Origin of the sequence: Thermocrinis albus DSM 14484, from assembly GCF_000025605.1 — a bacterium.
GTDB classification, from domain to species: Bacteria; Aquificota; Aquificia; order Aquificales; family Aquificaceae; genus Thermocrinis; species Thermocrinis albus.
This window is the reverse complement of record NC_013894.1, coordinates 54,256-77,820: the sequence shown is the minus strand read 5'-3', so window position 1 is coordinate 77,820 and position 23,565 is coordinate 54,256. Positions and strand designations below refer to the sequence as shown.

Annotated in this window: 25 protein-coding genes and 1 tRNA gene; 16 read left to right on the top strand and 10 right to left on the bottom strand. The window is 48.4% G+C overall.

Going from position 1 to position 23,565, the window contains the following annotated elements; translation table 11 throughout:
- Window positions 1-46 precede the first annotated feature (46 nt).
- Window positions 47-718 (bottom strand): ATP-dependent helicase, encoded by a 672-nt coding sequence (locus THAL_RS08440; RefSeq protein ID WP_245522241.1) that lies wholly within the window; start codon window positions 716-718, stop codon window positions 47-49.
- A gap of 31 nt (window positions 719-749) precedes the next feature.
- Here THAL_RS08440 and trmFO point away from each other — a divergent pair, with 31 nt between their 5' ends.
- The 10 genes from trmFO to THAL_RS00350 all read left to right on the top strand — a co-directional run bounded on the left by trmFO (window position 750) and on the right by THAL_RS00350 (window position 8,728).
- A complete protein-coding gene (gene trmFO, locus THAL_RS00390; protein ID WP_012991124.1) occupies window positions 750-2,072 on the top strand; it encodes an FADH(2)-oxidizing methylenetetrahydrofolate--tRNA-(uracil(54)-C(5))-methyltransferase TrmFO in 1,323 nt (440 codons plus the stop codon).
- A gap of 127 nt (window positions 2,073-2,199) precedes the next feature.
- The gene (gene hfq, locus THAL_RS00385) at window positions 2,200-2,403 is read left to right on the top strand and encodes an RNA chaperone Hfq (protein ID WP_012991123.1); all 204 of its coding nucleotides are present in this window, start codon (window positions 2,200-2,202) and stop codon (window positions 2,401-2,403) included.
- The gene (hflX, locus tag THAL_RS00380) at window positions 2,404-3,510 is read left to right on the top strand and encodes a GTPase HflX (RefSeq protein ID WP_012991122.1); all 1,107 of its coding nucleotides are present in this window, start codon (window positions 2,404-2,406) and stop codon (window positions 3,508-3,510) included.
- Window positions 3,507-4,772, top strand: a complete 1,266-nt coding sequence (rimO, locus tag THAL_RS00375) for a 30S ribosomal protein S12 methylthiotransferase RimO (RefSeq protein WP_012991121.1) — start codon at window positions 3,507-3,509, stop codon at window positions 4,770-4,772. Before hflX ends, rimO begins: the two co-directional genes overlap by 4 nt.
- Window positions 4,773-4,776: 4 nt before the next feature.
- A complete protein-coding gene (gene lpxK / locus THAL_RS08240) occupies window positions 4,777-5,739 on the top strand; it encodes a tetraacyldisaccharide 4'-kinase (RefSeq protein WP_012991120.1) in 963 nt (320 codons plus the stop codon).
- A tRNA-Lys gene (locus THAL_RS00370) sits at window positions 5,702-5,777 on the top strand. Before lpxK ends, THAL_RS00370 begins: the two co-directional genes overlap by 38 nt.
- A gap of 9 nt (window positions 5,778-5,786) precedes the next feature.
- Window positions 5,787-7,160, top strand: coding sequence for a UDP-N-acetylmuramoyl-L-alanyl-D-glutamate--2,6-diaminopimelate ligase (locus THAL_RS00365; protein ID WP_012991119.1), 1,374 nt, complete (start codon window positions 5,787-5,789; stop codon window positions 7,158-7,160).
- Entirely contained in the window at window positions 7,153-7,413 is a 261-nt protein-coding gene (locus THAL_RS00360; RefSeq protein WP_012991118.1) for a hypothetical protein, read from the top strand. Before THAL_RS00365 ends, THAL_RS00360 begins: the two co-directional genes overlap by 8 nt.
- Window positions 7,413-8,087: a RadC family protein gene (radC, locus tag THAL_RS00355; protein WP_012991117.1), complete on the top strand. Its 675-nt coding sequence runs from the start codon at window positions 7,413-7,415 to the stop codon at window positions 8,085-8,087. Before THAL_RS00360 ends, radC begins: the two co-directional genes overlap by 1 nt.
- Entirely contained in the window at window positions 8,084-8,728 is a 645-nt protein-coding gene (locus tag THAL_RS00350) for a ComF family protein (RefSeq protein ID WP_012991116.1), read from the top strand. Before radC ends, THAL_RS00350 begins: the two co-directional genes overlap by 4 nt.
- Here THAL_RS00350 and THAL_RS00345 read toward each other — a convergent pair.
- From THAL_RS00345 to THAL_RS00335, 3 genes are read right to left on the bottom strand one after another with little or no spacing between them, the layout of a single operon-like run.
- Window positions 8,711-9,898, bottom strand: coding sequence for an aminotransferase class I/II-fold pyridoxal phosphate-dependent enzyme (locus tag THAL_RS00345; RefSeq protein ID WP_041434028.1), 1,188 nt, complete (start codon window positions 9,896-9,898; stop codon window positions 8,711-8,713). The two genes, THAL_RS00350 and THAL_RS00345, sit on opposite strands and share 18 nt — an antisense overlap.
- A gap of 7 nt (window positions 9,899-9,905) precedes the next feature.
- Window positions 9,906-10,271, bottom strand: coding sequence for a TraR/DksA C4-type zinc finger protein (locus THAL_RS00340; protein ID WP_012991114.1), 366 nt, complete (start codon window positions 10,269-10,271; stop codon window positions 9,906-9,908).
- 47 nt (window positions 10,272-10,318) lie between these two features.
- Complete coding sequence (locus tag THAL_RS00335; RefSeq protein WP_012991113.1) at window positions 10,319-11,398, bottom strand: cytochrome-c peroxidase; 1,080 nt, start codon at window positions 11,396-11,398, stop codon at window positions 10,319-10,321.
- 120 nt (window positions 11,399-11,518) lie between these two features.
- On the opposite strand from THAL_RS00335, the gene THAL_RS00330 reads away from it, so the two are divergent.
- On the top strand, window positions 11,519-12,811 hold the full coding sequence (locus tag THAL_RS00330) for an adenylosuccinate synthase (RefSeq protein WP_012991112.1): 1,293 nt from the start codon (window positions 11,519-11,521) through the stop codon (window positions 12,809-12,811).
- Window positions 12,798-13,562, top strand: a complete 765-nt coding sequence (moaC, locus tag THAL_RS00325; RefSeq protein WP_012991111.1) for a cyclic pyranopterin monophosphate synthase MoaC — start codon at window positions 12,798-12,800, stop codon at window positions 13,560-13,562. Before THAL_RS00330 ends, moaC begins: the two co-directional genes overlap by 14 nt.
- Here the strand turns inward: moaC and THAL_RS00320 are convergent.
- Together THAL_RS00320 and mnmG are read right to left on the bottom strand one after the other, a co-directional pair.
- Window positions 13,522-14,913 carry a high affinity choline transporter 1 gene (locus THAL_RS00320; RefSeq protein ID WP_012991110.1) on the bottom strand — a complete coding sequence of 464 codons (1,392 nt, stop codon included), beginning with the start codon at window positions 14,911-14,913 and terminating at the stop codon, window positions 13,522-13,524. The genes moaC and THAL_RS00320 overlap by 41 nt on opposite strands.
- A gap of 2 nt (window positions 14,914-14,915) precedes the next feature.
- Window positions 14,916-16,760, bottom strand: a complete 1,845-nt coding sequence (gene mnmG, locus THAL_RS00315) for a tRNA uridine-5-carboxymethylaminomethyl(34) synthesis enzyme MnmG (protein WP_012991109.1) — start codon at window positions 16,758-16,760, stop codon at window positions 14,916-14,918.
- A gap of 28 nt (window positions 16,761-16,788) precedes the next feature.
- Here mnmG and THAL_RS00310 point away from each other — a divergent pair, with 28 nt between their 5' ends.
- Genes THAL_RS00310 through THAL_RS00295 form a run of 4 tightly spaced genes read left to right on the top strand, consistent with a single transcriptional unit; the run spans window position 16,789 to window position 20,448 of the window.
- On the top strand, window positions 16,789-17,769 hold the full coding sequence (locus tag THAL_RS00310; RefSeq protein ID WP_012991108.1) for a gluconokinase: 981 nt from the start codon (window positions 16,789-16,791) through the stop codon (window positions 17,767-17,769).
- A complete protein-coding gene (locus tag THAL_RS00305) occupies window positions 17,766-18,485 on the top strand; it encodes a 50S ribosomal protein L11 methyltransferase (protein ID WP_012991107.1) in 720 nt (239 codons plus the stop codon). The genes THAL_RS00310 and THAL_RS00305 overlap by 4 nt, the downstream gene beginning before the upstream one ends.
- Entirely contained in the window at window positions 18,482-19,798 is a 1,317-nt protein-coding gene (locus tag THAL_RS00300) for a M23 family metallopeptidase (protein WP_012991106.1), read from the top strand. The genes THAL_RS00305 and THAL_RS00300 overlap by 4 nt, the downstream gene beginning before the upstream one ends.
- Window positions 19,795-20,448 carry a lysophospholipid acyltransferase family protein gene (locus tag THAL_RS00295; RefSeq protein WP_012991105.1) on the top strand — a complete coding sequence of 218 codons (654 nt, stop codon included), beginning with the start codon at window positions 19,795-19,797 and terminating at the stop codon, window positions 20,446-20,448. Before THAL_RS00300 ends, THAL_RS00295 begins: the two co-directional genes overlap by 4 nt.
- On the opposite strand, the gene THAL_RS00290 is transcribed toward THAL_RS00295, so the two are convergent.
- Genes THAL_RS00290 through dnaJ form a run of 4 tightly spaced genes read right to left on the bottom strand, consistent with a single transcriptional unit; the run spans window position 20,369 to window position 23,538 of the window.
- Window positions 20,369-21,523, bottom strand: coding sequence for a cation:proton antiporter (locus THAL_RS00290; protein WP_012991104.1), 1,155 nt, complete (start codon window positions 21,521-21,523; stop codon window positions 20,369-20,371). The genes THAL_RS00295 and THAL_RS00290 overlap by 80 nt on opposite strands.
- Complete coding sequence (locus THAL_RS00285; RefSeq protein ID WP_012991103.1) at window positions 21,520-22,008, bottom strand: cation:proton antiporter regulatory subunit; 489 nt, start codon at window positions 22,006-22,008, stop codon at window positions 21,520-21,522. The genes THAL_RS00290 and THAL_RS00285 overlap by 4 nt, the downstream gene beginning before the upstream one ends.
- Entirely contained in the window at window positions 21,989-22,396 is a 408-nt protein-coding gene (locus THAL_RS00280) for a MerR family transcriptional regulator (protein ID WP_012991102.1), read from the bottom strand. Before THAL_RS00280 ends, THAL_RS00285 begins: the two co-directional genes overlap by 20 nt.
- Window positions 22,393-23,538 (bottom strand): molecular chaperone DnaJ, encoded by a 1,146-nt coding sequence (gene dnaJ, locus THAL_RS00275; RefSeq protein ID WP_012991101.1) that lies wholly within the window; start codon window positions 23,536-23,538, stop codon window positions 22,393-22,395. The genes THAL_RS00280 and dnaJ overlap by 4 nt, the downstream gene beginning before the upstream one ends.
- Window positions 23,539-23,565: the final 27 nt, after the last annotated feature.

Genomic DNA, 23,565 nt, shown 5'->3' with positions numbered 1-23,565 from the left:
ATCTCAGTATGTTGTCAGGCCTCGCATATCTCCACTCGTATATGCACTAGTTAGGATCCCCCACTACACACACGTTCTCACGGGATACTCCTTTCAGTATGTAGTACTGGACTGTGTTGGTGTCCTGAAACTCGTCCACCAGCACGTAGGAAAAGTGATCCTTTACGTGGGGAAAGTGTTCAAGAAACTCCACAGTCCTCTTCATCAAGTAGGAGAAGTCCATAAGAGCGTTCCTTCTAAGAAAGTTCTCGTAATCTTCCATAAGGGACTCCATAAGCTCGTCGTAAGGGTCCATCATATCCTCCCATCTGTCTGATATGTACTTTCTCAGTTTGTCCAGCTGGTCCCTTCCTAAGTTCCTTCCCTGAAGTATCTCCTGCAGAACTTTGTCGGCATCACCTCTGTCCAGCAAACTGAAGGGCTTACAAAAACCTTTTTTGACACCATAAGTTTTCAAAAGCTTTACCGCCACCGAGTGAAAGGTGCCTGACCAAGGTAGGACTGTACCCGTCACAGCCCTCACCCTCTCCTTTATCTCTTGACCGGCCTTGTTACTGAAAGTTACCACCAGCAAATTTTCAGGATCTATACCAAGATCCTTTATCAGATAGGCCACCTTGTAAGCTATGGTCCTTGTTTTACCAGAACCGGCCCCTGCTATGCAGAGAAGAGGTTTCCCTATGTGTTTAACCACCTTTTCCTGAGAGGGGTTTAGCATGAGAAGGATTTTAGCGTAAATTTTGTATCCTATGGAAAGGGTCGTAGTGATAGGTGGAGGTCTGGCAGGCAGTGAGGCAGCTTACAGGTTGGCAGAGGAAGGTTTTCAGGTTATCCTCTACGAGATGAGACCACAGAGGAGCACACCAGCCCACAGTACAGACCGGCTGGCGGAACTGGTATGTAGTAACACCTTTGGCAGTACAGAACTCACCACAGGTGCAGGCCTCCTTAAGGCAGAGATGCGCCTTTTGGGATCTTTGGTACTGAGGTGTGCAGAAAGCTACAGCGTTCCGGCAGGTACTGCCCTGGCGGTAGACAGAGAGCTGTTTTCCAGTGCGGTGACGGAAATTATCCAGAACCACCCTCGCATAAGGGTGATAAGGGAGGAGGTCAAGAAAGTACCCAGAGACGAGGTGGTGGTGGTGGCTACAGGTCCCCTTACTTCCCAAGACCTGGCGGAGGACATAAAGGAGCTGGTTGGCTTTGATTACCTCTACTTTTACGATGCCATAGCTCCTATAGTGGAGGCTGACAGTGTGGACTTTACCAAGGGTTTCTGGGGATCTCGCTACGGTAAAGGTGGAGAAGAGGATTACTTTAACTGTGTGCTTACGGAGGAAGAGTACAGAGTTTTCTACCAAGAACTTCTAAAGGCCCAGAAGGTCCCCCTTAAGGACTTTGAGAAGGCGGTATACTTTGAAGGGTGTATGCCCATAGAGGCCCTTGCGGAAAGAGGATACAAAACCCTCCTGTTTGGTCCTATGAAACCTGTAGGACTCGTAGATCCAAGGACAGGGAAGGAACCTTTTGCTGTAGTGCAGCTGAGGAAAGAAAACAAAGAAGGTACTCTCCTCTCTCTGGTAGGTTTTCAGACGAGGATGACCTATCAGGAGCAGAAGAGGGTTCTACGCCTCATACCGTGCCTGAGAAACGCTGTTTTCGTTCGCCTCGGTTCTATGCACAGGAACACTTTCATCCAGTCTAACAGAGTCCTTACACCTTTCCTCAACATGAGAAAGTATCCCAACATCTTTTTTGCAGGTCAGATAACGGGTGTGGAAGGTTACGTGGCTTCCGCGGCTACAGGTATACTGGCCGGCATAAACGCAGGTAGATTTCTGAAGGGAGAGGATCTTGTGGTACCACCCGAGGACACTATGTTGGGCGCTCTTGTGAGATACATCACCTCTAAGGAAGGACAGCTACAACCTATGTCGCCTGTTATGGGCCTCTTGCCTCCCCTTCAGGAGAAGGTAAAGGACAAGAAACTGAAGAGAGAACTGATGGCTCGCAGAGCCCTCACCAGTATGCAAAGATGGATTGAAGAAAACTTGAGGGTAGTGTATATTTAAAGATTAAAGGGCTCCCTTTCGGGTGTCCAAATACCGCCTGCTGGGGCATGGACACCTGCAAAAGGCGGTATACAAATACCCCAGCCCCGAACGGTGAGTTCGGGAAAACGGACGAAGAATGTTGGGTATGGAGAGGAACGCCAACCTGCAGGATGAGTTCATAGAGGACTGCAGGAGGAAGAACGCTACGGTGACCATATTCCTCACGCGAGGGAACCGAATAACCGGCAAGATACTGGATCACGACAAGTACACAGTCCTCGTGGAGGTAGAAGGGGAGCCTAACCTCATATACAAACACGCTATAAGCACCATAGTGCCATCTGGATAGATGAAGGCCATACTGGTGGGAATAATAGAGAGGGAGGATAAAAAAAGCTTCCGAGAGTCTCTTGAAGAGCTCAGGGAGCTGGTGAGAGCCGTAGGTGGAAAGGTGATAGGCTACATCTATCAGAGAAGGAACTCTCCCGACGTGCGCTACTTTGTGGGTGCAGGTAAGGCCAAAGAGATACAGGAGGTGGTGAAAGGGACAGGAGCAGACACGGTAGTCTTTGACACCTTCCTTACACCCTCTCAGGTGCAGAATCTGGAGGATCTCATAGACGCCCGTATAATGGACAGGGGAACCTTGGTGTTGGAGATCTTCTCAAGGCGTGTCAGGAGTAAGACAGCAAAATTACAGGTAGAACTGGCCACACTTACTTACCAGCTTCCGCGCCTTTACGGAAAGGGTAGGGAGATGTCCCGTCTGGGTGGTGGTGTAGGGACGAGAGGTCCCGGTGAACAGGAAACGGAGATAAAGAGGAGAGCCATCAAGAGGCGTATACAGCAGATAAAGGAGGAACTGGAGGAGATAAAGAGGCAGAGAAGAGAGCAGAGAAAGAGGAGGGAACGCTACGGATCCGATCTAAAGGTGGTGAGAGTAGCGCTGGTAGGTTACACCAACGTAGGTAAATCCAGTCTCATGAAGGTACTCACAGGAAGAGATGTGTTGAGTGCAGACATGCCCTTCGCTACCTTGGATACCACCACCAGTGCCCGACTACTGTTCCCTGACCTTAAGATCCTTTTTACCGACACGGTGGGATTCATAAGAAAACTTCCGCCGGAACTCATAGAGTCTTTCAAAGCCACCTTGGAGGAGGTCCAGGAGGCGGATATAATACTTCACGTTGTGGACATATCTGACAGCTCGTGGATAGAAAAAGTAAAGGTGGTACAGCAAGTTCTGGCGGATCTGTCGGCAGACGAGAAGCCCGTCATATATGTCTTCAACAAGGCTGACAAGTTGGTAAAGGAGGAAGAACAGCTTCATGAGCTGCGCCAACAGTTTCTTATGGATGCTCCCGCCGTAATAGTTTCTGCCCAGAAGGGTTGGGGTATCAGGGAGCTTCTGGATACCATAAAGCAGGTGGTACAGCAGGTGGTAAAGGTATGAGGGTGGCCGTCATAAGTCTGGGTTGTGCCAAGAATCTGGTGGACACAGAGGTACTTTTGGGGAAGCTGGTAAAAGGTGGAGCAAAACTGGTAAACGACCCCTCTAAGGCGGATGTAATTATCGTAAACACCTGCGGTTTCATACAGCAAGCCAAAGAGGAGGCTATAGACACCATACTGGATTGGGCCGATGGGAAGAGAAAAGTGGTGGTGATGGGGTGTTTGGTGGAACGATATCGAGAGGAGATGAAGAAAGAGTTTCCGGAGGTGAGTGCCTTTTTTGGAACGGAGAGCTGGGACCAGATAATCCAGTATCTTGGACTTAAGGAAGTAAAGTCTTCCGAAAGGGTTCTCACTACGCCACCTTCTTACGCCTATCTGAAGGTGGCAGAAGGTTGCAACAGAACATGTTCTTTCTGTGCCATACCTCTCATAAGAGGGAGACATAGGTCCAAGCCCCTTGAGGATCTTCTGGAGGAGGCAAGGAACCTTGCGGAAAGGGGCGTCAAAGAACTGTGTATAGTGTCTCAGGACACTGGCTACTACGGCAAGGACCTCTATCACAGGAAAGCTCTTGTTCAACTTCTAAAGAAACTGGAAGAGCTGGAGGGTATAGAGTGGATAAGACTCCTTTATCTGTATCCCACCGATGTTGATGAGGAACTTCTCAGTTATCTCAAGGATTCCGGTAAAGTTCTGCCATACCTGGACATACCCTTACAGCACGTGTCGGACAGGGTTCTCAAAAGTATGAGAAGGGGTTACAGCGGAAGCTTTGTACGTCGCCTTCTGGATGAAGTGATGAAGAACTTAGATAACGTGGTTCTTCGTACCACCTTTCTGGTAGGTTATCCGGAGGAGAGAGAGGAGGATTTCAGAGAGCTTTTACGTTTCGTAGAAGAGGGTTACTTCCATTGGGTAGGTGTGTTCACTTACTCCCACGAAGAGAACACCCCCGCTTATCCTCTGGGTGATCCTATACCTCAGGATGAGAAGGAACTCAGACGCGATGCCATCATGAAAGCCCAGCAAGAGATAACTTTCCGTAAGAACGCACAGCTGGTAGGCAGAGAGATGGATCTTTTGGTGGACAGCTATGACGAAGAGCTGGGTATAGTTCCCGTGGGAAGGGTTTACCTGCAGGCACCTGAGGTGGACGGCATCTGTTACGTAGAAGCAGACAGACCCATATCACCGGGAGAAAAACTGAAGGTGAAAGTCACAGAAGCTGTAGGTTACGACCTTAAGGTGGAAGTTTGCTGAAGTTATGACACTCAATCCCTACGCGTGGGTTGTGAATCTGAGAAACTACCTCTATGACAAGAAACTCCTACCTGTGTGTAAACCAAAGGTACCCGTAGTGTCTGTGGGAAACCTATCGGTGGGTGGTAGCGGGAAGACCTCTGTGGTGAGATTTTTGGCAGAAAGTTTCTCCCGTCATCTTCACGTAGTTATTCTTTCTCGGGGCTACAGGAGAAAGAGTAAAGGTACAGTGGTGGTTTCTGTGAGAGGTGATGTAAAGGTCAGTTGGGAGGAGGCCGGGGACGAAGCTTACATGCTGGCCAAGGTCCTTCCTAACACCAGTGTGGTGGTGGACGAAGACAGATGCAGAGGTGCCGCCATTGCGGTGAGAGAGCTGAAAGCGGATATGCTCCTGTTGGATGACGGTTTCCAACACAGGCGGATCCACAGAGACATAGATCTTCTCCTTCTGAAAAGAGAGGATGTTACCGACAGAGTTCTGCCCTTCGGGCGGTTGAGGGAACCCTTTGACAACTACAAGAGAGCCCACGCCGTCATACTGGCCTACCAGGAGCTGGGAGAGTGGGACTTGGATCTTCCTGCAGTGCGTTTTAACATGGTGAGGGAAAACTGGAAGGTCCTTTCTACCTCAGGAGAGGTGATAGATCCTTCGGGATACGAGTTTGTAGCCTTCTGTGGTCTTGGTGATAACAATCAGTTTTTTCGCACGCTGGATATTCTCGGAATAAAGACAAAGGCACGTCTGTCCTTCCCAGACCATCATCATTACAGAGATCTCCACCTGTTGAAGGACCAACTTTACATAACCACCCTCAAGGATGCTGTCAAGTTTCCACCTTATCCCAACCTCTTTTATCTTGACTTCAGCGTCCGGGTGGAGGGTTTAATAGAATGGATAAGCCGTAAGTTGAATATAATTATAAATCTGAGGGCTGGTAGCTCAGCTGGCAGAGCAACGGACTCTTAATCCGTGGGTCGCGGGTTCGACTCCCGCCCAGCCCACCAATCCTCAATATGGAAGTGAAGGGAATAACCCACAACTCTAAAGAGGTTTATGAAGGGTACATATTTGTTGCCATAGAGGGGACCAATACGGATGGCCACCAGTTTGTAGAAGAAGCCCTCAGGAGAGGTGCCATTAGAGTGTACGTGGAAAAGGATGTAGGGATAGAGGACCCACGCATAGTGAAGGTTTCCGATACCAGAAAGCTTTTGGGAGAACTGTGCCACGAGTTTTACGGAAGACCCTCCGAGAAGCTGCAGGTGATAGGAGTTACAGGTACCAATGGCAAGACTACGACCACCCACATACTGGAGTCGGTGTTTAGAACGGCGGGCATTAAGGTAGGTCTCATAGGAACCATCTACTACAGGTTGGGGGATAAGGTTTATCGGTACGAAGGAAGAACCACTCCCGACCCAGTAGAGTGGCACTCCACCTTGAAAGCCATGCTGGAGGATGGTGCTCAGGTGGTGTGTGCAGAAATCTCCTCCCACGCGCTGCATCAAAGAAGAGTCTGGGGAACCAAGTTCTTTACCACCATTTTCACCAACCTGTCACAAGATCACTTGGACTACCACGGTGATATGGAAAATTACTTCTCTGCCAAGCTCCTGCTGTTTACCCAATACCCCCAGGAGTTTTCTGTTATAAACGCCGATGACCCTTACGGAAAAAGGATAGTGTCCGTTGTGGGAAAGAGAGCGAGGACATACGGTAAGGAAGGTGACCTTCGCATAACCAACTTTGAGACATCTCTGGAGGGTTCCCGTCTGGAGGTGGAGTATGAAGGTAAACGCTACCGTTTCTTCTCCCACCTAAGGGGTGAGTTTCAGGCCTATAACCTCAGCGCCGCCATACTAACGGCCTTCCTTAGAGGTATAGATCCTCAGGTGGTGGAAGAGGGGGTTAAGGATGTGAGAGTACCCGGTAGGTTCGAAACGTACCGTAAGGATGGGAAAACCGTGATAGTAGACTACGCTCACACGCCCGACGCTTTAGAGAAACTTCTCAGGACCGCCAGAGGTATAACAAGAGGCAGGCTGCTGGTAGTGTTTGGAGCTGGAGGTAACAGGGATAGAACCAAAAGACCCCTCATGGGTGAGGTGGCCCAGAACTGGGCAGATGTGATCGTACTGACCTCCGATAACCCTCGCTGGGAAGATCCCATAAGCATCATAGAGGATATAATGGAAGGGATAAGCCAGAAGAATAAGGTGCTGGTAGAACCGGACAGAGAAAAGGCCATAAGGCTGGCTGTAGAAATGGCAAAGGAAGGTGACGTAGTGGTGATAGCGGGTAAAGGTCACGAGGATTATCAGGAAATAAAGGGAGTGAGGTATCCCTTCAGCGACAGCGCAGTGGTTAGGGAGATACTGCATGTGTGACTTTGAGAGTCTTCATTACCACCTTAAGGACGAGCTTCTCCGTATCTTCAAAGAGGCAGAAACACCTATTCCACGGGTGAAACTGGAACAGCTTCAGAGCGCCCGTATCTGTGGTCTAGCTCATCTGGCAAAGGTGGTACTTTATCTGGAGAGGGATGGGTACGTGACTGTCATCAACAAGGACCAACCCTACCAGAACTGGGAGATACAGATAGAGGCAGGTATATTGGACTTTATACTGGGATACCCGTGATGTATCCTGTCAGGAGGTTTAAGGACCTTCCTCAAGAACTCAAACCACGGGAGAAGATGATAAAGAAGGGTCCTTCTTCTTTATCGGAGGAGGAGCTTGTAGCTATAGTGTTGGGGTCTGGCACCAAGGAGGAGGATGTGCTGACACTGGCGGAGAAGGTGGTTTCCATAGGGTGGGATAGGATAAGAGAGATGAAGGTGGAGGATCTGACCAACGCGGTGAAGGGACTTGGTGTGGCCAAGGCATGCCAGATAAAGGCTGTTGTAGAACTTTCATCCCGTATAAATGATCCTTATAGCCACATCAGGATAAGCTCCCCTGAGGATGTGTATCAGTTTGTCAAAGACAAAGTAGATGACAGGAGAGAGCACCTTGTGGCGGTGTACTTAGGACCCAACAACAAGGTGATAGACTACGAAGTAGTAGCTATAGGTAGGATGAACTCTCTCTATGCTGAACCTAAAGACATCCTATACAGAGCGGTGCATACGGCCTGCTACTCCATCGTAGTGGTCCACAACCACCCCAAAGGTGACCTGAAACCTTCTCAGGAAGATATAGAATTTACAAAAAGACTCAAAAAAGCCTGTGAGCTTCTGGGCTTTCAGCTTCTTGATCACCTTATCATCAACAAGAAAGGTTACGTATCCCTTCTGCAGACCGGTTTGATGTGAGAAAAGTTCTGAGGTTTTTAGGACTCTCGGAAGGGGGATGTGTTCACTGTGGTAAACCTTTGGCAGAAGATTTTGTCTGTGACCACTGTGTGAAACAGATAAAGGCATGTGTACCCCACCCAGTGTCTCCACCTCAGTACCTTCTGTCGGCGTGGGTTTTTGGAACCTACACAGGTCCACTACGTTCTGTTCTGCTCAGCATAAAGTTTCACCAAAATCTCCTGTTGGCAAGACAGCTGGGAGAGTGGATATCAGACTTTCTAAAAGAGCTGATAGATTACGTGGATCCTCATGCAGTGAGCTTTCCTCCCCTCAACATAAGACGTTACTGGTCAAGGGGTTTTAACCACGTAGAAGAGATACTGAGAGGTGCTCAGATAACTCCCATCAGTCTCTTCAGGAGAGGTGGTTTTGATCCACCTATGGCGGGTATGGATAAAGAGAGAAGAGGGCGTGTTGTTATGTCCTATCACCTGAAGGAAAATACGAAACCTTTCGTGGAAGGGAAGAGGATTCTGCTGGTGGATGACATTCTGACAACGGGTGCCACCTCTTCCAAACTGGCCCAGCTTCTCTATGAGGCAGGAGCCAGAGAGGTGCACGCTTTCTTTGTGGCCGGAGAGTTACACAGGTTGTCTTAACTTCTCAAAGGCTCTCTTTATACCTCTCACCGCCTGCCTTATTCTGTGTTCATTCTCCACTAAGGCAAACCTTACGTAACCTTCTCCATACTCTCCAAAACCTATACCCGGTGAGACAGCCACCTTGGCTTCCTTCAGGAGGAACATGGCAAAGTCCAGAGAGTTCATCCCGATCCATTCGGGTATCTTGGCCCACACAAACATACTCCCCTTGGGCTTTTTTACCTCCCAACCTATGCGCCTTAAACCTTCTACCAGTACATCCCTCCTCTTCTGATACACGTCGCGGTTCTTCTGGACGATTTCGTAAGGACTCTCCAGAGCTATTATAGAAGCCACCTGTATGGGAGTAAACACCCCATAATCCAAATAACTCTTGAGGTGAGCCAGATTTTTGATCATGATCTCGTTACCAAGGACAAAGGCTACTCTCCACCCAGCCATAGAGAATCCCTTGGACATGGAGTAGAGCTCCACAGCTATCTTTTTGGCACCCTCCACCTGGAGGATGGAAGGAGGTTCATAACCATCAAAACCAAGGTCCGCGTAAGCGAAATCGTGTATAACGAAAACCTCTTCCTTTAAGGCCAGATTTACCAGTTCCTTAAAAAACTCTATACTTACACACTGGGTGGTGGGGTTGTGGGGAAAACTCACCACCACAGCCTTGGGTTTTCGGAAAGAAGACCTTATAATGTCGTGGAGACTCTTGAGGAAGTTCTCTTCAAAATTTTCCTCCTGTATGGGAACAGATATGGCATCTCCCCCTGCTATGATGGGAGCATAGTAGTGAATGGGATAGGTGGGATTAGGTACCACCACAGTGTCTCCCGGTTCTATCATAGCCAGTATGAGGTGAGAGTAACCTTCCTTGGCACCTATGGTCAGTATAGCTTCTGTGTCCGGGTCCAGTTTTACGCCGTACCTTCTCTCGTAAAAATCACATATGGCCTTCCTAAGTCTGGGTATGCCTCTGGAGGCCGAATAACCGTGCACGTTATCTCTTTTGGCCACTTCACACAGCTTGTCTACTATGTGGGGAGCGGGAGGAAGATCAGGGTTTCCCATACCCAGATCCACTATGTCTTCCCCTGCTCTTCTCATCTGATACTTAAGCTCGTTGACGAGAGCAAAAACATACTTGGGTAGCTTTTTCACCCGTGGAAACATCCAGTCATCACTCGGCCTCACTTTCTTCCTCCAGTTCTTTGCAGTTTATACACATTGTGGTAACGGGCCTTGCCTTTAGCCTCTCAAAAGGTATGGGTGCTCCACAGCTTTCACACACTCCGTAACTGCCGGCTTCCATCTTCATAAGAGCGTAGTCTATCTTTCGCAAAAGTTTGAGTTCCCTTGTCCTTATCCTTTGTAGATTTAGGTATCTTTCCACCTCTATGTTGGCTCTGTCTATCTCGTCTCCTCCCTCAAAGGTGATGTTGGAAGGATCCTTTATCTGTTGCTGTGCGTTCTTTATGATGGCCTCCCTCAGGTTCAAAAGGTCCCTCTTTAGTTCCATTATCTGTTCTTGGGAGAGATGTTCCATAAGAGTTTAATTATATACCCCGCCCCGAAGGGGCGGGTACCTTCTAATCACTTAAACTCCGGCTTGGATGTCCTGTCGGTGGAGGCAGGTAGTACGGGGAGTTCCAAAGCATGCTTGGGTATCTCACCGGTGAGACTCTTTAGGAAAGCAACGATCTTATCCACTTCCTGAGGTGTGAGCTTTTTACCCAGCTGCGTTTCCGCCATTATCCTCACAGCATCCTCCAACTTCCACACACTCCCGTCGTGGAAGTAAGGATAGGTTTTTTCCACATTTCTGAGGGGTGGAACTTTGAAGACATACATATCTTCCTCTTTGTGGGTAACGGCAAACCTTCCCACATCTACCGGGATAGTAGGTTTGTCCTTCAACACGTAGGGACGCGTAACCCTCCAGTAGTCGGTGACCTGTCCGAACTTCATAAACATGTTACCACCCAGGTTGGGACCGTTGTGACATGCCACGCACCCTACTTCCACGAAAAGTTTAAGACCTTCCTTTTCCTTCTGGGTGAGGGCGTTGGTATCCCCCTGCAGGAACCTGTCAAAGCGTGAGGGTGTCATAAGAGTTCTCTCAAAGGCAGCTATCGCCTTAGCTATGTTTTCGTAAGTGACAGGATCTTTTTCGTTGGGAAAAGCTTTCTTGAAGAGTTCCACGTACTGAGGAATGGACTTTATCCTCTCTACCGCAAATTCCTTAGAAGGCATGGCCATCTCTATGGGGTTCAGTATAGGACCCTGTGCTTGTTCCTCTAGGTCCTTTGCTCTACCGTCCCAGAACTGAGCTATCTGGAGTGCAGCGTTGTATACGGTGGGTGCGTTTCTTGGTCCTATGGCCCACCCGTGCCCTACCGAAGTTGGAAGGTTGTCAACTCCGTAGCTGGCAAGATTGTGACAGGTGTTACAGCTTATGAGACCGCTCTTGGACAGTCTGGGATCGTGGTAGAGCATCTTACCCAGCTCCACCTTCTCCGGTGTTACCGGGTTCTGGGGATTATCCACCACCTTAGGTAAAGGTTGGAAGTACTGTCTGGCCATGGCCAAAAGGGGATCCACCTTCTCGCCGGCAGATAAGCCTGTAGCTACTCCCACACCTACCACACTCAGTACCAGCAGCTTCTTCCTCATCTTCCACACCTCCTTATAGTTTTTATAAGAAACAATTATACTACAAATTATAGTTGTTCTCAACTTAACTGGGGAGACTCGTTGACATGGGGAACTTCTCTGCGTTAAATTCTTAACGCTATGAAGAAGCATCTTGTCATTTTAGGCGCCCAATGGGGTGACGAAGGGAAGGGTAAGATAGTGGATCTTCTATCGGAAGACTACGAAGTGGTGGTAAGGTATCAGGGAGGTTCCAACGCTGGCCATACGGTGGTGGTAAATGATCAAAAGTTCGTTTTGCACCTCATCCCAACGGGTATGCTGCATTCACATACCTTGGGTGTCATCGCACAGGGTATGGTGGTGGACTTAGAGCTTTTGGTGGAGGAGATAAGGCTCCTTGAGGAGCGTGGTGTCAATGTGAGAGACAGGCTTCTCATCAGTGACCGGGCTCACCTGGTCCTTCCCTACCACAAACTTCTGGACTTCCTTCTTGATAAGAAAGACAGAATAGGTACCACCATGAGGGGGATAGGTCCCGCTTACATGTTTAAGTACGGCAGGAAGGGTATAAGGGTGGCTGATCTGGAACATGAGGACAGACTCTACACCAAGGTAAAGGAGAACGTGGACTTTGTAAAAGATCTCTGTGAGAAAGTTTACTGTGAGAAATCTCAGATAGATGCCGATGAGATATACGCCAAAATCGTAGAACTGTACAAAGAAGTAAGGGAGTGTGTGACAGACACCACTCGCTTTCTTTTGAAAACCTCCAAGAGAATCCTCTTTGAAGGTGCGCAGGGTACTCTGCTGGACGTAGACATGGGGACTTACCCTTACGTGACCTCTTCCAACTCCTCTGCTTTAGGACTTTCCAACGGTACCGGACTTCCGCCTACTTACTTTTCCTCCGCCGTCATATGGGGAGTGGCCAAAGCTTACATCACCCGTGTAGGAGAGGGACCATTTCCCACAGAGCTGAAGGGACCTGTGGGGGATCTTTTAAGGGAAAAGGGTGGTGAGTACGGAGCCACTACAGGAAGGCCCAGAAGGTGTGGTTGGTTAGATCTAGTGGCTTTAAAACACGCAGTGGAAGTCAACCACCTGGACGGTATCATCCTCACCAAACTGGACGTTCTGGATGGGATGGAAGAAGTTCAGGTATGCGTCGCTTACCAGTACAGAGGCAAGAGAATAGAAGACTTCCCGGCCAGCGTTCACCTCTTAGAGGAGGTGGAACCTGTTTACAAGCCCATGAAGGGGTGGTCCGGTAGCACGGTAGGTATAAAAGACATCACCGCCCTGCCGGAAGAAGCACTGGAGTACGTAAGATTCATAGAAAACTACACTAACACTCCTGTGGTGATGCTGTCCACCGGACCACGCAGGGACCAGTACGTGTGGCTGATAGAGAAGGAACATGCGCACCGTTGATGTTTCCGTTAAACCCCAGACTTTACGTCAGGCAACCGCCTGTGGCAGGATAAAACTTAAGGAAGAAACTATAAAAGCTATTAGGGAGGGGAGAGTTCCCAAAGGGGATGTGTTGGCTGCCTGCCAGCTGGCGGGTGTGATGGCCGTCAAAAGGACGAGTGATCTTCTACCCTTCTGTCATCCTTTGATGGTGGATCATGTGGAGGTCTCTGCAGAGCTAAAAGAAAGTTTCCTGGAAGTGAGAGCTACCGTAAGGGGTGTGGGGAGAACAGGTTACGAGATGGAAGCTCTCACCGCCGTGTGTGTGGCTCTTCTTACTGTGTACGATATGTGTAAAGGTATAGACGATAGTATGGTGATAGAAGAGGTGAAACTTACAGAGAAGACAGGGGGCAGATCTCAGTGGGGTACTACCCTGAAGGGTAAGAGGGTTTTTGTGGATACAGAAACTTCTCTACGGAAACTGATAGAGGATCACCTTCTGAGGCTAAAGGCCCATATCCTGGCAGATTCTCAAGAAAAGGCGGATATTCTCATAACTACAAGGGAGATAAAGCTGGATGAAGAGTTCTTTGGACTGGAACAGGTGGTAAACGCTACCCTCTTCTCCTTTCATCCTACGCGCCTAAGACACGGGGTGAGGTTGGGAAGGTGGAGAGGTCTGTTCTGTGTAGTGTTAGAAAAGGACGAGCTTATAGTAGATCTCTTCTTTACCAGTTTTGGGGAGCTGATGGCCGGATGGCTATCATAACACTCACACCGATGTAAGAGATAAAACTGGCCGCAAGACCACATAGCAGAGCAAAGGGACTATGGAGGACATACTCCATAACAGCCCACACCACGAAACCGGAGATCATGGAACTCATGGCGGACAGTGTGTTTCTTCCTTTAAAGTACAAACCAGCCACAAAGGGTACGAAGAGGGACACCAAACTCAGAGCTGAGGAACTACCCACCAGGTGATAAATACTCTCCCCTGAGTAAGCGAAGGCAAGGGATACAAGAGCCACCAGCACCAGGCACAGTCTGGTGAGCCACAAAAATCCTCTGTCCGATAGGTTCTTAAGGTAAGGTCTTATGAGGTTCTCGCTTATTATGGCGGAAGGAGCCAGCATAGCACTGCTGGCGGTACTCATAATGGCAGACAGTAGAGCACCAAAGAAAAGCACCTGAGTTGGTACCGACGAATGCTCCAGTATAAGGGTAGGTAACATCAACTGGGGATCAAGCTGAAGGAGTTGCGGATAACGAGTTCTGGCGATGAGAGCAAGAAGTAAGGGGATCATGGCTACCGTCAGGTACATGAAACCTGCCATCAGAGAGGAGAGAACAGCCACCCTCTCCGATCGAGATGACATGACCCTCTGAAAAACGTCCTGTTGAGGTATAGAACCTAAACCTATGGTGATCCAGGCTGATATGTAGAGGAGGATGTCCCTAAGATCCATGTTTGGTACAAACCTGTAGAACTCAGGAGGTTGAGATCTTAAGGAGGGTATTACGTCAGAAAAGCCGGAAGAAACTTCGTAAAGAGCCACCAAAAGCCCCACCACTATCATTATAGTCTGCAGAAAGTCGTTGAGAGAAACAGCCCACATACCTCCGAGGAAGGTGTAAGAGAGAACTACAACAGCTCCTATAAAAGTGCCGTAGGTCTGCGGTAAACCTATCAAGGTTTTCAGAATGACACCTATGGCCACCATCTGAGCGGCTATCCAGCCAAAGTAAGACATAACCAGCATGACGCTGGCCACTACCTCTACCTTTCTGCCGTAGGTGACACGGTAAAAGTCACCAAAAGTTATCAAGTTCATTCTGTAAAGGGGTCTGGCAAAGAAGAGACCTATGAGGATAAGACACAAAGAAGCACCAAAGGGATCTTCTACGACGCCGTAGAGACCTTCCTTGGCAAAGACGGAGGAAGCTCCCAGTACCGTTTCGGAACCGAACCATGTGGCAAAGGCCACGAAGGTGGCCATGTACAGAGGTAAGTTTCTCCCAGCCAAAAGAAAATCTTTGGAGTTTTTTACAAAACTTGATGCCAGAACACCCAAAAGTAGAGTTAGAAGTATGTAGAGGATAACAAAGAGTAGTAACATCCTTAGTCCAGCTTACCTAAGTAAGCCAAGAGGGCGGTTATGGCAGCAGGTGTTATTCCATCTATGCGGGAGGCTTGTCCCACGGTGATGGGTCTGAACTTCTTGAGTTTCTCCCTTGCTTCGGTGGTGAGTCCGGGCACCTTGTCATAGTCTATATCCTCCGGTATGACAGTATCTTCTAGTTTCTTAAGTTTTTCGTTAAGCTTTTTCTCCCTCTCTATGTAGGGTTCGTACTTAAGTTCTATCTCCACCTCCTCCCTCACGTAAGGATGAGAAGGTATCTCAAAACCCCACCTGGTAAGATCCTCTAGGGTGTACTGGGAGGTGAGAAGTTGAGAGGGTGTGTAAGGTCTAGTGTCAGATCCAACGGCTACTACTACCCTGGCACTCTTGTAAAACTCTATCCACCTCTGGATCTCCTCTTTCAGTTCTTTCACCATTCTGTACTGATCCTCCGACAGAAGACCCAAGTTTCTACCTATGTGGGCCAGCCTCAAAATGGCGTTGTCTTGCCTTAGGTATAACCTGTACTCGGATCTGGAAGTAAACAAGCGATAGGGTTCCGTCACACCTTTGGTGGTAAGATCGTCCACCATGATACCTATGTAACTTTCGTCCCTCCTTAGGTATATAGGTTCTTTACCCATAGCACGCAGTGCGGCGTTGATACCGGCAAGGATACCCTGGCCGGCAGCCTCTTCGTACCCGGTGGTACCGTTAAAGTTGCCTGCATGGAACAGTCCTCTTATCTTCTTGGTTTCCAAAGTGGGGTAAAGTTCTGTAGGTGGTACTACATCGTACTCTATAGCGTAGGCGGGCCTAATAAGTTCCACTTTCTCAAGGCCAGGTATTGATCTGTAAAGTTCCCACTGAACTTCCTCCGGCAGAGATGTGGAAAGTCCGTTAGGATACACTTCTATAGTGTCCAACCCTTCAGGTTCAAGGAAAACCTGGTGTCTGTCCTTGTCGGCAAACTTCACCACCTTATCCTCTATGGATGGGCAGTAGCGCGGTCCTATTCCCTTTATCAGGCCACCGTACAGAGCTGTTCTGTGAAGGTTTTTCCGTATGATTTCGTGAGTTTTGGGTGTGGTGTAGGTTATCCAGCACAGAACTTGTTCCTTTCCTGGAGGGAACCAGTAACTGCCCATCGGTTCAGTCCAGAAGGAAAACTTGGGAGGTGGGTCATCACCCGGCGCCGGTTCCAAGACAGAGTAATCTATAGTTCTGCCATCCAAACGGGCTGGTGTACCTGTCTTGAACCTGAGAAGAGGAAAACCGTGCCTTTTGTAAAACTGGGAAAGATCTTTGGAACTAGGCTCCCAGGCTCTCCCCGCAGGGAAGGTTTTGTCTCCTATGTAGATAACACCGTTGAGGAAAGTACCCGTGGTTACCACCACCGCTTTAGTTTTGTACTCCAGTCCCAGACGTGTTCTCACCGCCACTACTCTGTCGTTCTCAACCACTATGTCTACCACCTCATCCTGCTTTATGTAGAGGTTCTCCTGCTGTTCACACACCCTTTTCATATACTCCCTGTAGCGCTTCTTATCTGCTTGAGCTCTGGGAGACCATACAGCCTTTCCCTTCCGGGTGTTGAGCATCTTAAACTGTATACCGGTGGTGTCTATAGCCTTACCCATCTCCCCTCCTAAAGCGTCTATCTCCCTCACCACTATACCCTTGGCCACACCACCTATAGCCGGATTACAGGACATCTGTCCTATGGTGTCTGCGTTTAAAACAAACATGGCGGTTTTTGCACCCATACGGGCGCTGGCCAAGGCCGCCTCTATCCCAGCATGACCACCACCTATTACCACCACATCAAATTCGTCCACCAACATGGCTATAAAAAAATTTAATATACTGAGCATGGAGCTCATAAAGTGGCTTCTGTCTGAAACTGGTGGAACCTTAATACAGACTCATGCCAGTTGGGTTATCGTAGCAGGCGATGTAGTCTACAAAATAAAAAAGCCTGTCAACTTTGGCTTTTTGGATTACTCCACTTTGGAAAAAAGGAAGGAGTTCTGTCAGAAGGAGGTGATTCTCAACAGGAGACTGTGCCCATGGGTGTATCTGGGTGTGGTTCCCATAAGCAGGAGGGGAGAAGAGTATCTGTTGGAAGACGAGAGCTCTGTGGTGGAGTACGCGGTAAAGATGAGGAGAATTCCCCAGGAGAGGCTCCTTATAAACATGCTGGATAAGGTAGAAGAATCTCATATGAAGGCACTGGCGCAGCACATAGCTTCTTTTCACCAGAGAGCTGAAAGGAGGGACGAATGGGGCGCTGTCTCTGTGATGAAGTTCAACACCGATGAGAACTTTGTACAGACAGAAAAATACATAGGATTATCCATATCCCACCATGACTACCACTTTATAAAGGATACAGTAGATGACTTCTACCAAAGGTACTCCTCTCTTATGGAGAGGCGGATCGCAGAGGGTAAGATAAGGGACGGACACGGCGATATAAGACTGGAGCACGTGGCTTTTTTGGAAGAAGGTATATGTGTATTTGACTGCATAGAGTTTAACGACAGATTCAGATGTGGTGATGTTATAAACGATATGTGTTTTCTTTCCATGGAGTTGGAGTTTGAAGGATACCATCATCTGGCACGAGTTTACGAAGAGAGTTACAGAGAGTTCTCTCAAGATGAAGACATGGATATCCTACTACCTTTCTTTAAAAGTTACAGAGCTTATGTTAGAGGAAAGGTAGAGTCCTTCCTGCTGGATGATCCTTACTTATCTCAAGAGGAGAAAGAGAAACATCTTCTGAGGGCCAGAAAGTTCTTCTCTCTCAGTAAATATTACGCTCAAACTCTCAGGGAGCGCTTCCTGTGAAGAAGTACATATACCAGCTTTCGGAAGAGGAGTTTTACAACTTCCTTTTGGCTTACAAGAAGGGTGTGGAACTGATATCTCAGGAAGAGAACTTGATAACCTTTGCCACCTACGAACCTGTGGAAGACCTCACTCCACAGGCGGTTCAGGAGGTAAAGATAGTACCACAAGAGAGGATTTTCAGACCCTTCACAGTAGGGTCCTTCCTCATCCACAGGCCTGACCTTATACCCATAAGTGTGAATCCGGGCATGGCTTTCGGAACAGGCCTACATCCCACCACTAAGGTGTGCCTGAGGCTTATAGAAAAGTACTTTCTGCCAGGTTGGACAGCCTTAGATGTGGGGTGTGGCTCCGGTATTCTCTCTATAGCTCTGGCCAAGTTAGGGGCGAGAGAGGTGCTGGCCATAGACATAGACGAAAGGGCTGTAGAGGAAACTAAGGAGAACGCCAAGAGGAACGGAGTGAGCCTCCAAGTAAAGCAGGCTACGCCCGCAGACCTTGAAGAGAGTTATCAGTTTCTGGTAGCCAATCTGGAACTACCCATCTTTGAGAAGGAGGCTACCCACATAAAGAGGCTCTTTTCGGTAAGGGGAGTCTTTTCTGGACTTTACGGTGGAGATGATCTGGAAAAGTTCTTAAAACTGTTTCAGGATCATAAGGTGGTTAAAATAGTGAAGATGAGAGGCTGGTACGGGGTGGTTTTGGAGAAATGAGGTACAGATACCCACGCTACTCGTACACTGAAAGGAGGAACCCTCTGCGTTTCTTGAAACCTTTAGCCCTCCTATCGCTCCTGCTCCTTTCCATCTACCTTCTCTATATAGCCATCACCGGAAGACCTGTTCTTAAAAATCCGGAGGCTTTAGGTTTTCTGCCTCTTAAATCTGAAAAGATCTTGATGGTAAGTCCCCCTGCCCGTGAAGTGGTGATAACAGCCGAGCAGAATGGGAAAAAGATAGAGATCTTCAAAGGAGAGAAGAAAGAAGGTTCAGAGAAATGGATAGTTCCCATAGATGCTCAGAAACTGGGATTAAAGGAAGGAAGAGTAAAGCTCACAGTGGAGCTTTCTTCCGGTTTTCTCAGAAAGAGAAGCTATCAGTTGGACAGTTTTGTAGACCTCACACCACCACCTTTGGAGGTGGTAGCTTACTCAAGACAGGCACAGCAGGGTGGTGTGGTGGCTGTAGGTGTTTTCAGCGAAGAGGGTGCTAAACTGATGGCGCGTGTGGAAGGTAAAGAATATGAGTTTTACCCTTTGGGAAAAGGAAGATACTTTCTCATGCTCCCCGTACATGTAGATGCTATTCACGACATGAGACTGGAGATAACAGCACAGGATCAGGCAGGCAACGTATCTAGAGAGGATCTGATAATAAAAATCGTAGCTCAGAAGTTTAAAGAAGACAAGCTGAAGATAGATGAAACCTTTGTAAAGGAAGCTATACTACCCCTTTTAGGAGAAGAGGGTAAAGGACTGGACCCCATCACCGCCTTTAAAAAAGTTAACGAGGAGTGGAGGAGAAAGAACGTAGAAAAGCTTGCAGAGATAGGCTCAAGAAGTGAGCCCAAAAAACTTTGGGAGGGTGCCTTCCTCCAACTCAGAAACAGTAAAGTGCTAGCCACTTACGGTGATGTAAGGTATTACTACTACCAAGATCAACTGGTAAGCTCCAGTAGACATATGGGTTACGACTTTGCCTCTGTGGAGAGAGCGCCTGTGGAAGCCTCCAACAACGGTGTGGTGGTCTTCACCGGACCTCTTGGCATATACGGTAACACTGTGGTGATAGATCACGGTTTGGGTCTCATGAGCCTGTACGGACACCTGTCCAGTATACAGGTGAAGGAAGGTCAGTATGTGAGGAAGGGTGACATAATAGGCCGGACAGGAAAAACGGGGCTCGCGCTGGGAGATCATCTTCACTTTGGCATTTTGGTGCAGGGCTATGAGGTAAATCCCCTCCCTTGGTTGGACGAAAAGTGGTTGAAGAACCACGTAGAAAGCGTGTTGGAGGCCCTCAGATGAAGAGAAAACTCCTACTACTGGCCCTTCTTCTCACACCTGTTTTCTCCCTTCTACTGAGGCTCCTTTCTAGAACCATAAGGTGGGAGAAACGTTACGACTTTGACAGAGACAGGGGAAAGATCTACGCCATATGGCACGGGAACGCTCTGGGTATAGCTCTTTTGGGTATAGACAGAGGTATCGTCACTTTAGCCAGTAGGTTCAGAGACGGTGAGCTGGCAGCACGCCTTTTGGAAAAGCTGGGATATATAGTGGTTAGGGGTTCTTCTGAAGAAGGTAAGGTGGAAAAGGGTGGAAGGGTGGCCCTCCTAAAGCTGATGGAATATATCAAGGAGGGTAGAAACATAGCCATCACCGTGGATGGTCCCAAGGGTCCGGCCTTTAGGGTTAAAGAAGGTGTTGTTTTCTTGGCCCAGAAAACCTCAGCTCCCATAGTACCTGCCTATGCTTGGTTTGAGAAAAAGCTGGAGCTTCCTACATGGGACAGAATGGTCATACCTCTTCCTTTTACAAAGGCTAAGTTGTTGGTGGCTGAAGAGATACAGGTTGCACCGGAGGATGACTTGGAGGTCAGGAGGGCGGAGCTGGAGGAGGTCCTACTTTCTTTGTTGAAGAGAAGAGCAGCTTCGTTAAGTATGGAGCCAGTATAAAGAAAATACTTCCCAAAAGGGCTGTGGAGATAACCACCAGGAACACGATAGGTTGAGCGGCCGGTACGTAACTGGCCATTATTACCGAGAACTCTCCTTTCGGTAAAAAGGAGAGACTTGCCCTCAGAGAAACTCTTCTACTAAGACCGTAAAGAAGACCCCCCAGAAAGGTGGATAAGGTTTTCAGAAGCAAGGAGGCCAGTAAAAGGACCAATATCAGATTCCACTCTAAGGTCTGAGAAAGATCTGTGTGATAAGTGAAAGAGAAAAAGAACACCGCTACAGCGAGTTCCCTCAAACTCCACAGGCTACGCTCTATGTTCCTAAAGGTCTGTGACTCTTCAGGTACCGACACACCTAAAAGAAAGGCCACAAGAGCCTCCGGCACACCTACCATAGAAGAAAGTCCGGCAAGACCTAAGAGAAGGCCTAAGAGTAGGAGGGGAAAGATGTTCTCCTGACTCTGCCTTTCCAAACGCCCCCAGACAGAAGCTATCTGTCTTCTTAGAACCACAAAGAGAGTGAGAGTTAGTATCACCGTAAGAAAAACCTGATGTACTTGATGGGAGGATGTCTTTGCAGATACCACCGATAGGAGAAGTATGGCCACCAGATCCTCAAATATGAGGATCCCTATCAGAAGGTCCGCCTCTGGAAGAATAAGCCTTCGGTAATCAGTCATAAGTTTAGCCACTATGGCTGTACTGGAAGGATACAGAGCCGCTGCCAGTACAAAGGATAGATGAGGATCTTTTGTGATTAAGTAGGCTAACAGGAAGAGGGGTATCAAGTTCAGCAAGAGATCTACGAGGGAGGGTGTTATCACCCTCCACATACCCGCAAGCCTCTCAAAGGAGTACTCAAGACCTACAAAGAAGAACAAAAGGATAACCGCTGACTGCTCCAGCAAGGACAGAACGTGAAGGGAGCTGAGGGGAAAGAGGAGTTTTCCCACAAAACCTGCCAGCAAGAAGGAGACTATGTAAGGTACTTTCCATCTAGCCAGAAGGTATGCCCACAGATAGAGGGTGGTAAACAGAATACCTGTCTCCCATAGGATGTGGGTTTGGTTCATTTAGTGCTACACCTTCCACACAACTCCATGAAACTGTTAATCTGCTGTCTTGTACCCACCACTATGAGAACGTCTCCCTCCTTTATCACTTCGTTGTAAGGATCAGGGCTTGGTATCATACTCCCTCCCCTGTCTATAGCCACCACCGACACACCTGTACGCTTTCTTATCTGTAACTGAGCTATGCTCTTCCCTACAAGGGATGAGCCCTTTTCTACCTTCACCCACTCCATCACCATCTGTCGGAGGAATATCTCCATCTTTTCAGAACTTACGGGTTGGTAAACAGCACCTGCTATCAAGAACCCCAACTCTTTGGCTTCCTCGTCGGTAAGTTCCACCACGCACACAGCTTCTTCATCTTCCATAAGGTATATCTCCCTTCTTCCCGTGTTGTATATGATGATGACCAGATCCCTACCCTCTTTGAGGGTGACAGCGTACTTCTTCCCTATTCCCGGAAGATCAGTCTCCCTTATCTTCATCTCTGCTCAGTATGTCCTCCAATTTTATAACAGTTCTTCTTTGAGCCAGCACTATGGACTTTATCTCCTCGTTTCTTTCGTACTTCTCAGAAAGCTCGCGCTGTATAAACTCTACCAACTTTTGCAGCTGCTTCTCCAACTCCTCTATCTGATCTTTCATACGGAGGATTATGTCTATACCCGCCAGATTAACACCTAGCTCTCTGGAAAGGAAGAGGATAAACTCCAACCTCTCCAGATCTTCCCGTGTATAGTAACGGGTCCTTCCTTTACTGCGAGAAGGTTTTAAAAGCCCCTCCTTCTCATAGAGTCTCAAGGTTTGGGGATGTATTTTGTACATCTCCGCCACTATACCTATAGTGAACTTCTCCTTCCTCTCCTGCCTCATGTTTCCCTCTCCACCAGTCTCTTAGGTTCAGGAAGAAGTTTATCCAGTTCCTGAAGTAGGTCCTTCAACCTCTTACCATCACCCCACAACCTATCTAAAAGACTGAGCTTGGGAACATCTATGTGCACCCTCACCATAAGATCACCCCTCCCAGATCCCCTTAGACGTGGCATACCGTGACCTTCCACACGGATAACCTCCCCTTCCCTAACACCAGCAGGTACCTTTACCCTTACCCTTTCACCCGATAGAGTGGGTATCTCCAACTCTGTTCCCAGTACGGCCTCACTGAACTTAAGATTCACGTCCACGTAGAGATGGTCCCCCCTCCTTTCAAAAACACGATGAGGTCTCACTTTTATCAGTATGTAAAGATCACCGGGAGGACCCCCATACATACCCGCGTGCCCTTTACCCTCCACCAGTACCTTACTGCCGTTATCTACACCCGGCGGTATTCTCACCTTTATCTCTTCTCTGACGGAGACAGTACCCTTACCACCACACTTAGAACAAGGCTCCCTCAACACTCCCTCACCACCACATGTGGGACACGTCTGGGATATGTTGATGAAGGCCACCCTTTGAGCCACAAAACCTGAACCTCCGCATGTGGGACATATCCTACTACCCTTGCTAGGATCGTAACCCTCACCCCCACACACATCGCAGCTTATCTCCCTCACCAGAGGTATACTGACTGTGGTCCCACTGAAGGCTTCTTCCAGAGATATCTCCACGGTGTAATATATGTCCTCACCCTTAACGGGTCTCCTGGTGGTCCGCCTCCTCTCCCTCGTGGCTCTACCGAAGATATCACTGAAACCGAAGTTGCGTACCATCTCCTCCAGTATCTCTCCCAAGTCCCCAAAAGGTGTGCCAAAGTCCTGATATGAATTTCCCCCCTGTTGCGCCACAAAGGCGTCGTGACCGTACTGATCGTAAAGCCTTCTCTTCTCCGGATCCGACAGCACTTGGTAAGCTTCGTTAATTTCCTTAAACTTCTCCTGAGCCTCTGGGTCTTTGTTAAAGTCGGGATGGTACTTACGCGCAAGCCTACGGTATGCCTTCTTTATTTCCTCCTGGGAAGCGTTTCTCGGCACACCTAGTATCTCGTAGTAATCCTTCTTAGAGGCGGGCATTCCTTCACCTCCAGCATATTCATAATA

What these genes read in the sequence shown, in the direction of transcription:
- trmFO (WP_012991124.1), top strand. Translation starts at nt 750, where the DNA reads ATGGAAAGGGTCGTAGTGATAGGTGGAGGTCTGGCAGGCAGTGAGGCA.
- THAL_RS00300 (WP_012991106.1), top strand. Translation starts at nt 18,482, where the DNA reads ATGAGGTACAGATACCCACGCTACTCGTACACTGAAAGGAGGAACCCT.
- THAL_RS00330 (WP_012991112.1), top strand. Translation starts at nt 11,519, where the DNA reads ATGAAGAAGCATCTTGTCATTTTAGGCGCCCAATGGGGTGACGAAGGG.
- rimO (WP_012991121.1), top strand. Translation starts at nt 3,507, where the DNA reads ATGAGGGTGGCCGTCATAAGTCTGGGTTGTGCCAAGAATCTGGTGGAC.
- moaC (WP_012991111.1), top strand. Translation starts at nt 12,798, where the DNA reads ATGCGCACCGTTGATGTTTCCGTTAAACCCCAGACTTTACGTCAGGCA.
- radC (WP_012991117.1), top strand. Translation starts at nt 7,413, where the DNA reads ATGTATCCTGTCAGGAGGTTTAAGGACCTTCCTCAAGAACTCAAACCA.
- THAL_RS00290 (WP_012991104.1), bottom strand. Translation starts at nt 21,523, where the DNA reads ATGAACCAAACCCACATCCTATGGGAGACAGGTATTCTGTTTACCACC.
- THAL_RS00345 (WP_041434028.1), bottom strand. Translation starts at nt 9,898, where the DNA reads ATGTTTCCACGGGTGAAAAAGCTACCCAAGTATGTTTTTGCTCTCGTC.
- THAL_RS00335 (WP_012991113.1), bottom strand. Translation starts at nt 11,398, where the DNA reads ATGAGGAAGAAGCTGCTGGTACTGAGTGTGGTAGGTGTGGGAGTAGCT.
- THAL_RS00365 (WP_012991119.1), top strand. Translation starts at nt 5,787, where the DNA reads ATGGAAGTGAAGGGAATAACCCACAACTCTAAAGAGGTTTATGAAGGG.
- dnaJ (WP_012991101.1), bottom strand. Translation starts at nt 23,538, where the DNA reads ATGCCCGCCTCTAAGAAGGATTACTACGAGATACTAGGTGTGCCGAGA.
- hflX (WP_012991122.1), top strand. Translation starts at nt 2,404, where the DNA reads ATGAAGGCCATACTGGTGGGAATAATAGAGAGGGAGGATAAAAAAAGC.
- THAL_RS00280 (WP_012991102.1), bottom strand. Translation starts at nt 22,396, where the DNA reads ATGAGGCAGGAGAGGAAGGAGAAGTTCACTATAGGTATAGTGGCGGAG.
- THAL_RS00285 (WP_012991103.1), bottom strand. Translation starts at nt 22,008, where the DNA reads ATGAAGATAAGGGAGACTGATCTTCCGGGAATAGGGAAGAAGTACGCT.
- THAL_RS00360 (WP_012991118.1), top strand. Translation starts at nt 7,153, where the DNA reads ATGTGTGACTTTGAGAGTCTTCATTACCACCTTAAGGACGAGCTTCTC.
- lpxK (WP_012991120.1), top strand. Translation starts at nt 4,777, where the DNA reads ATGACACTCAATCCCTACGCGTGGGTTGTGAATCTGAGAAACTACCTC.
- THAL_RS00320 (WP_012991110.1), bottom strand. Translation starts at nt 14,913, where the DNA reads ATGTTACTACTCTTTGTTATCCTCTACATACTTCTAACTCTACTTTTG.
- hfq (WP_012991123.1), top strand. Translation starts at nt 2,200, where the DNA reads ATGGAGAGGAACGCCAACCTGCAGGATGAGTTCATAGAGGACTGCAGG.
- THAL_RS00295 (WP_012991105.1), top strand. Translation starts at nt 19,795, where the DNA reads ATGAAGAGAAAACTCCTACTACTGGCCCTTCTTCTCACACCTGTTTTC.
- THAL_RS00310 (WP_012991108.1), top strand. Translation starts at nt 16,789, where the DNA reads ATGGAGCTCATAAAGTGGCTTCTGTCTGAAACTGGTGGAACCTTAATA.
- THAL_RS08440 (WP_245522241.1), bottom strand. Translation starts at nt 718, where the DNA reads ATGCTAAACCCCTCTCAGGAAAAGGTGGTTAAACACATAGGGAAACCT.
- THAL_RS00340 (WP_012991114.1), bottom strand. Translation starts at nt 10,271, where the DNA reads ATGGAACATCTCTCCCAAGAACAGATAATGGAACTAAAGAGGGACCTT.
- mnmG (WP_012991109.1), bottom strand. Translation starts at nt 16,760, where the DNA reads ATGTTGGTGGACGAATTTGATGTGGTGGTAATAGGTGGTGGTCATGCT.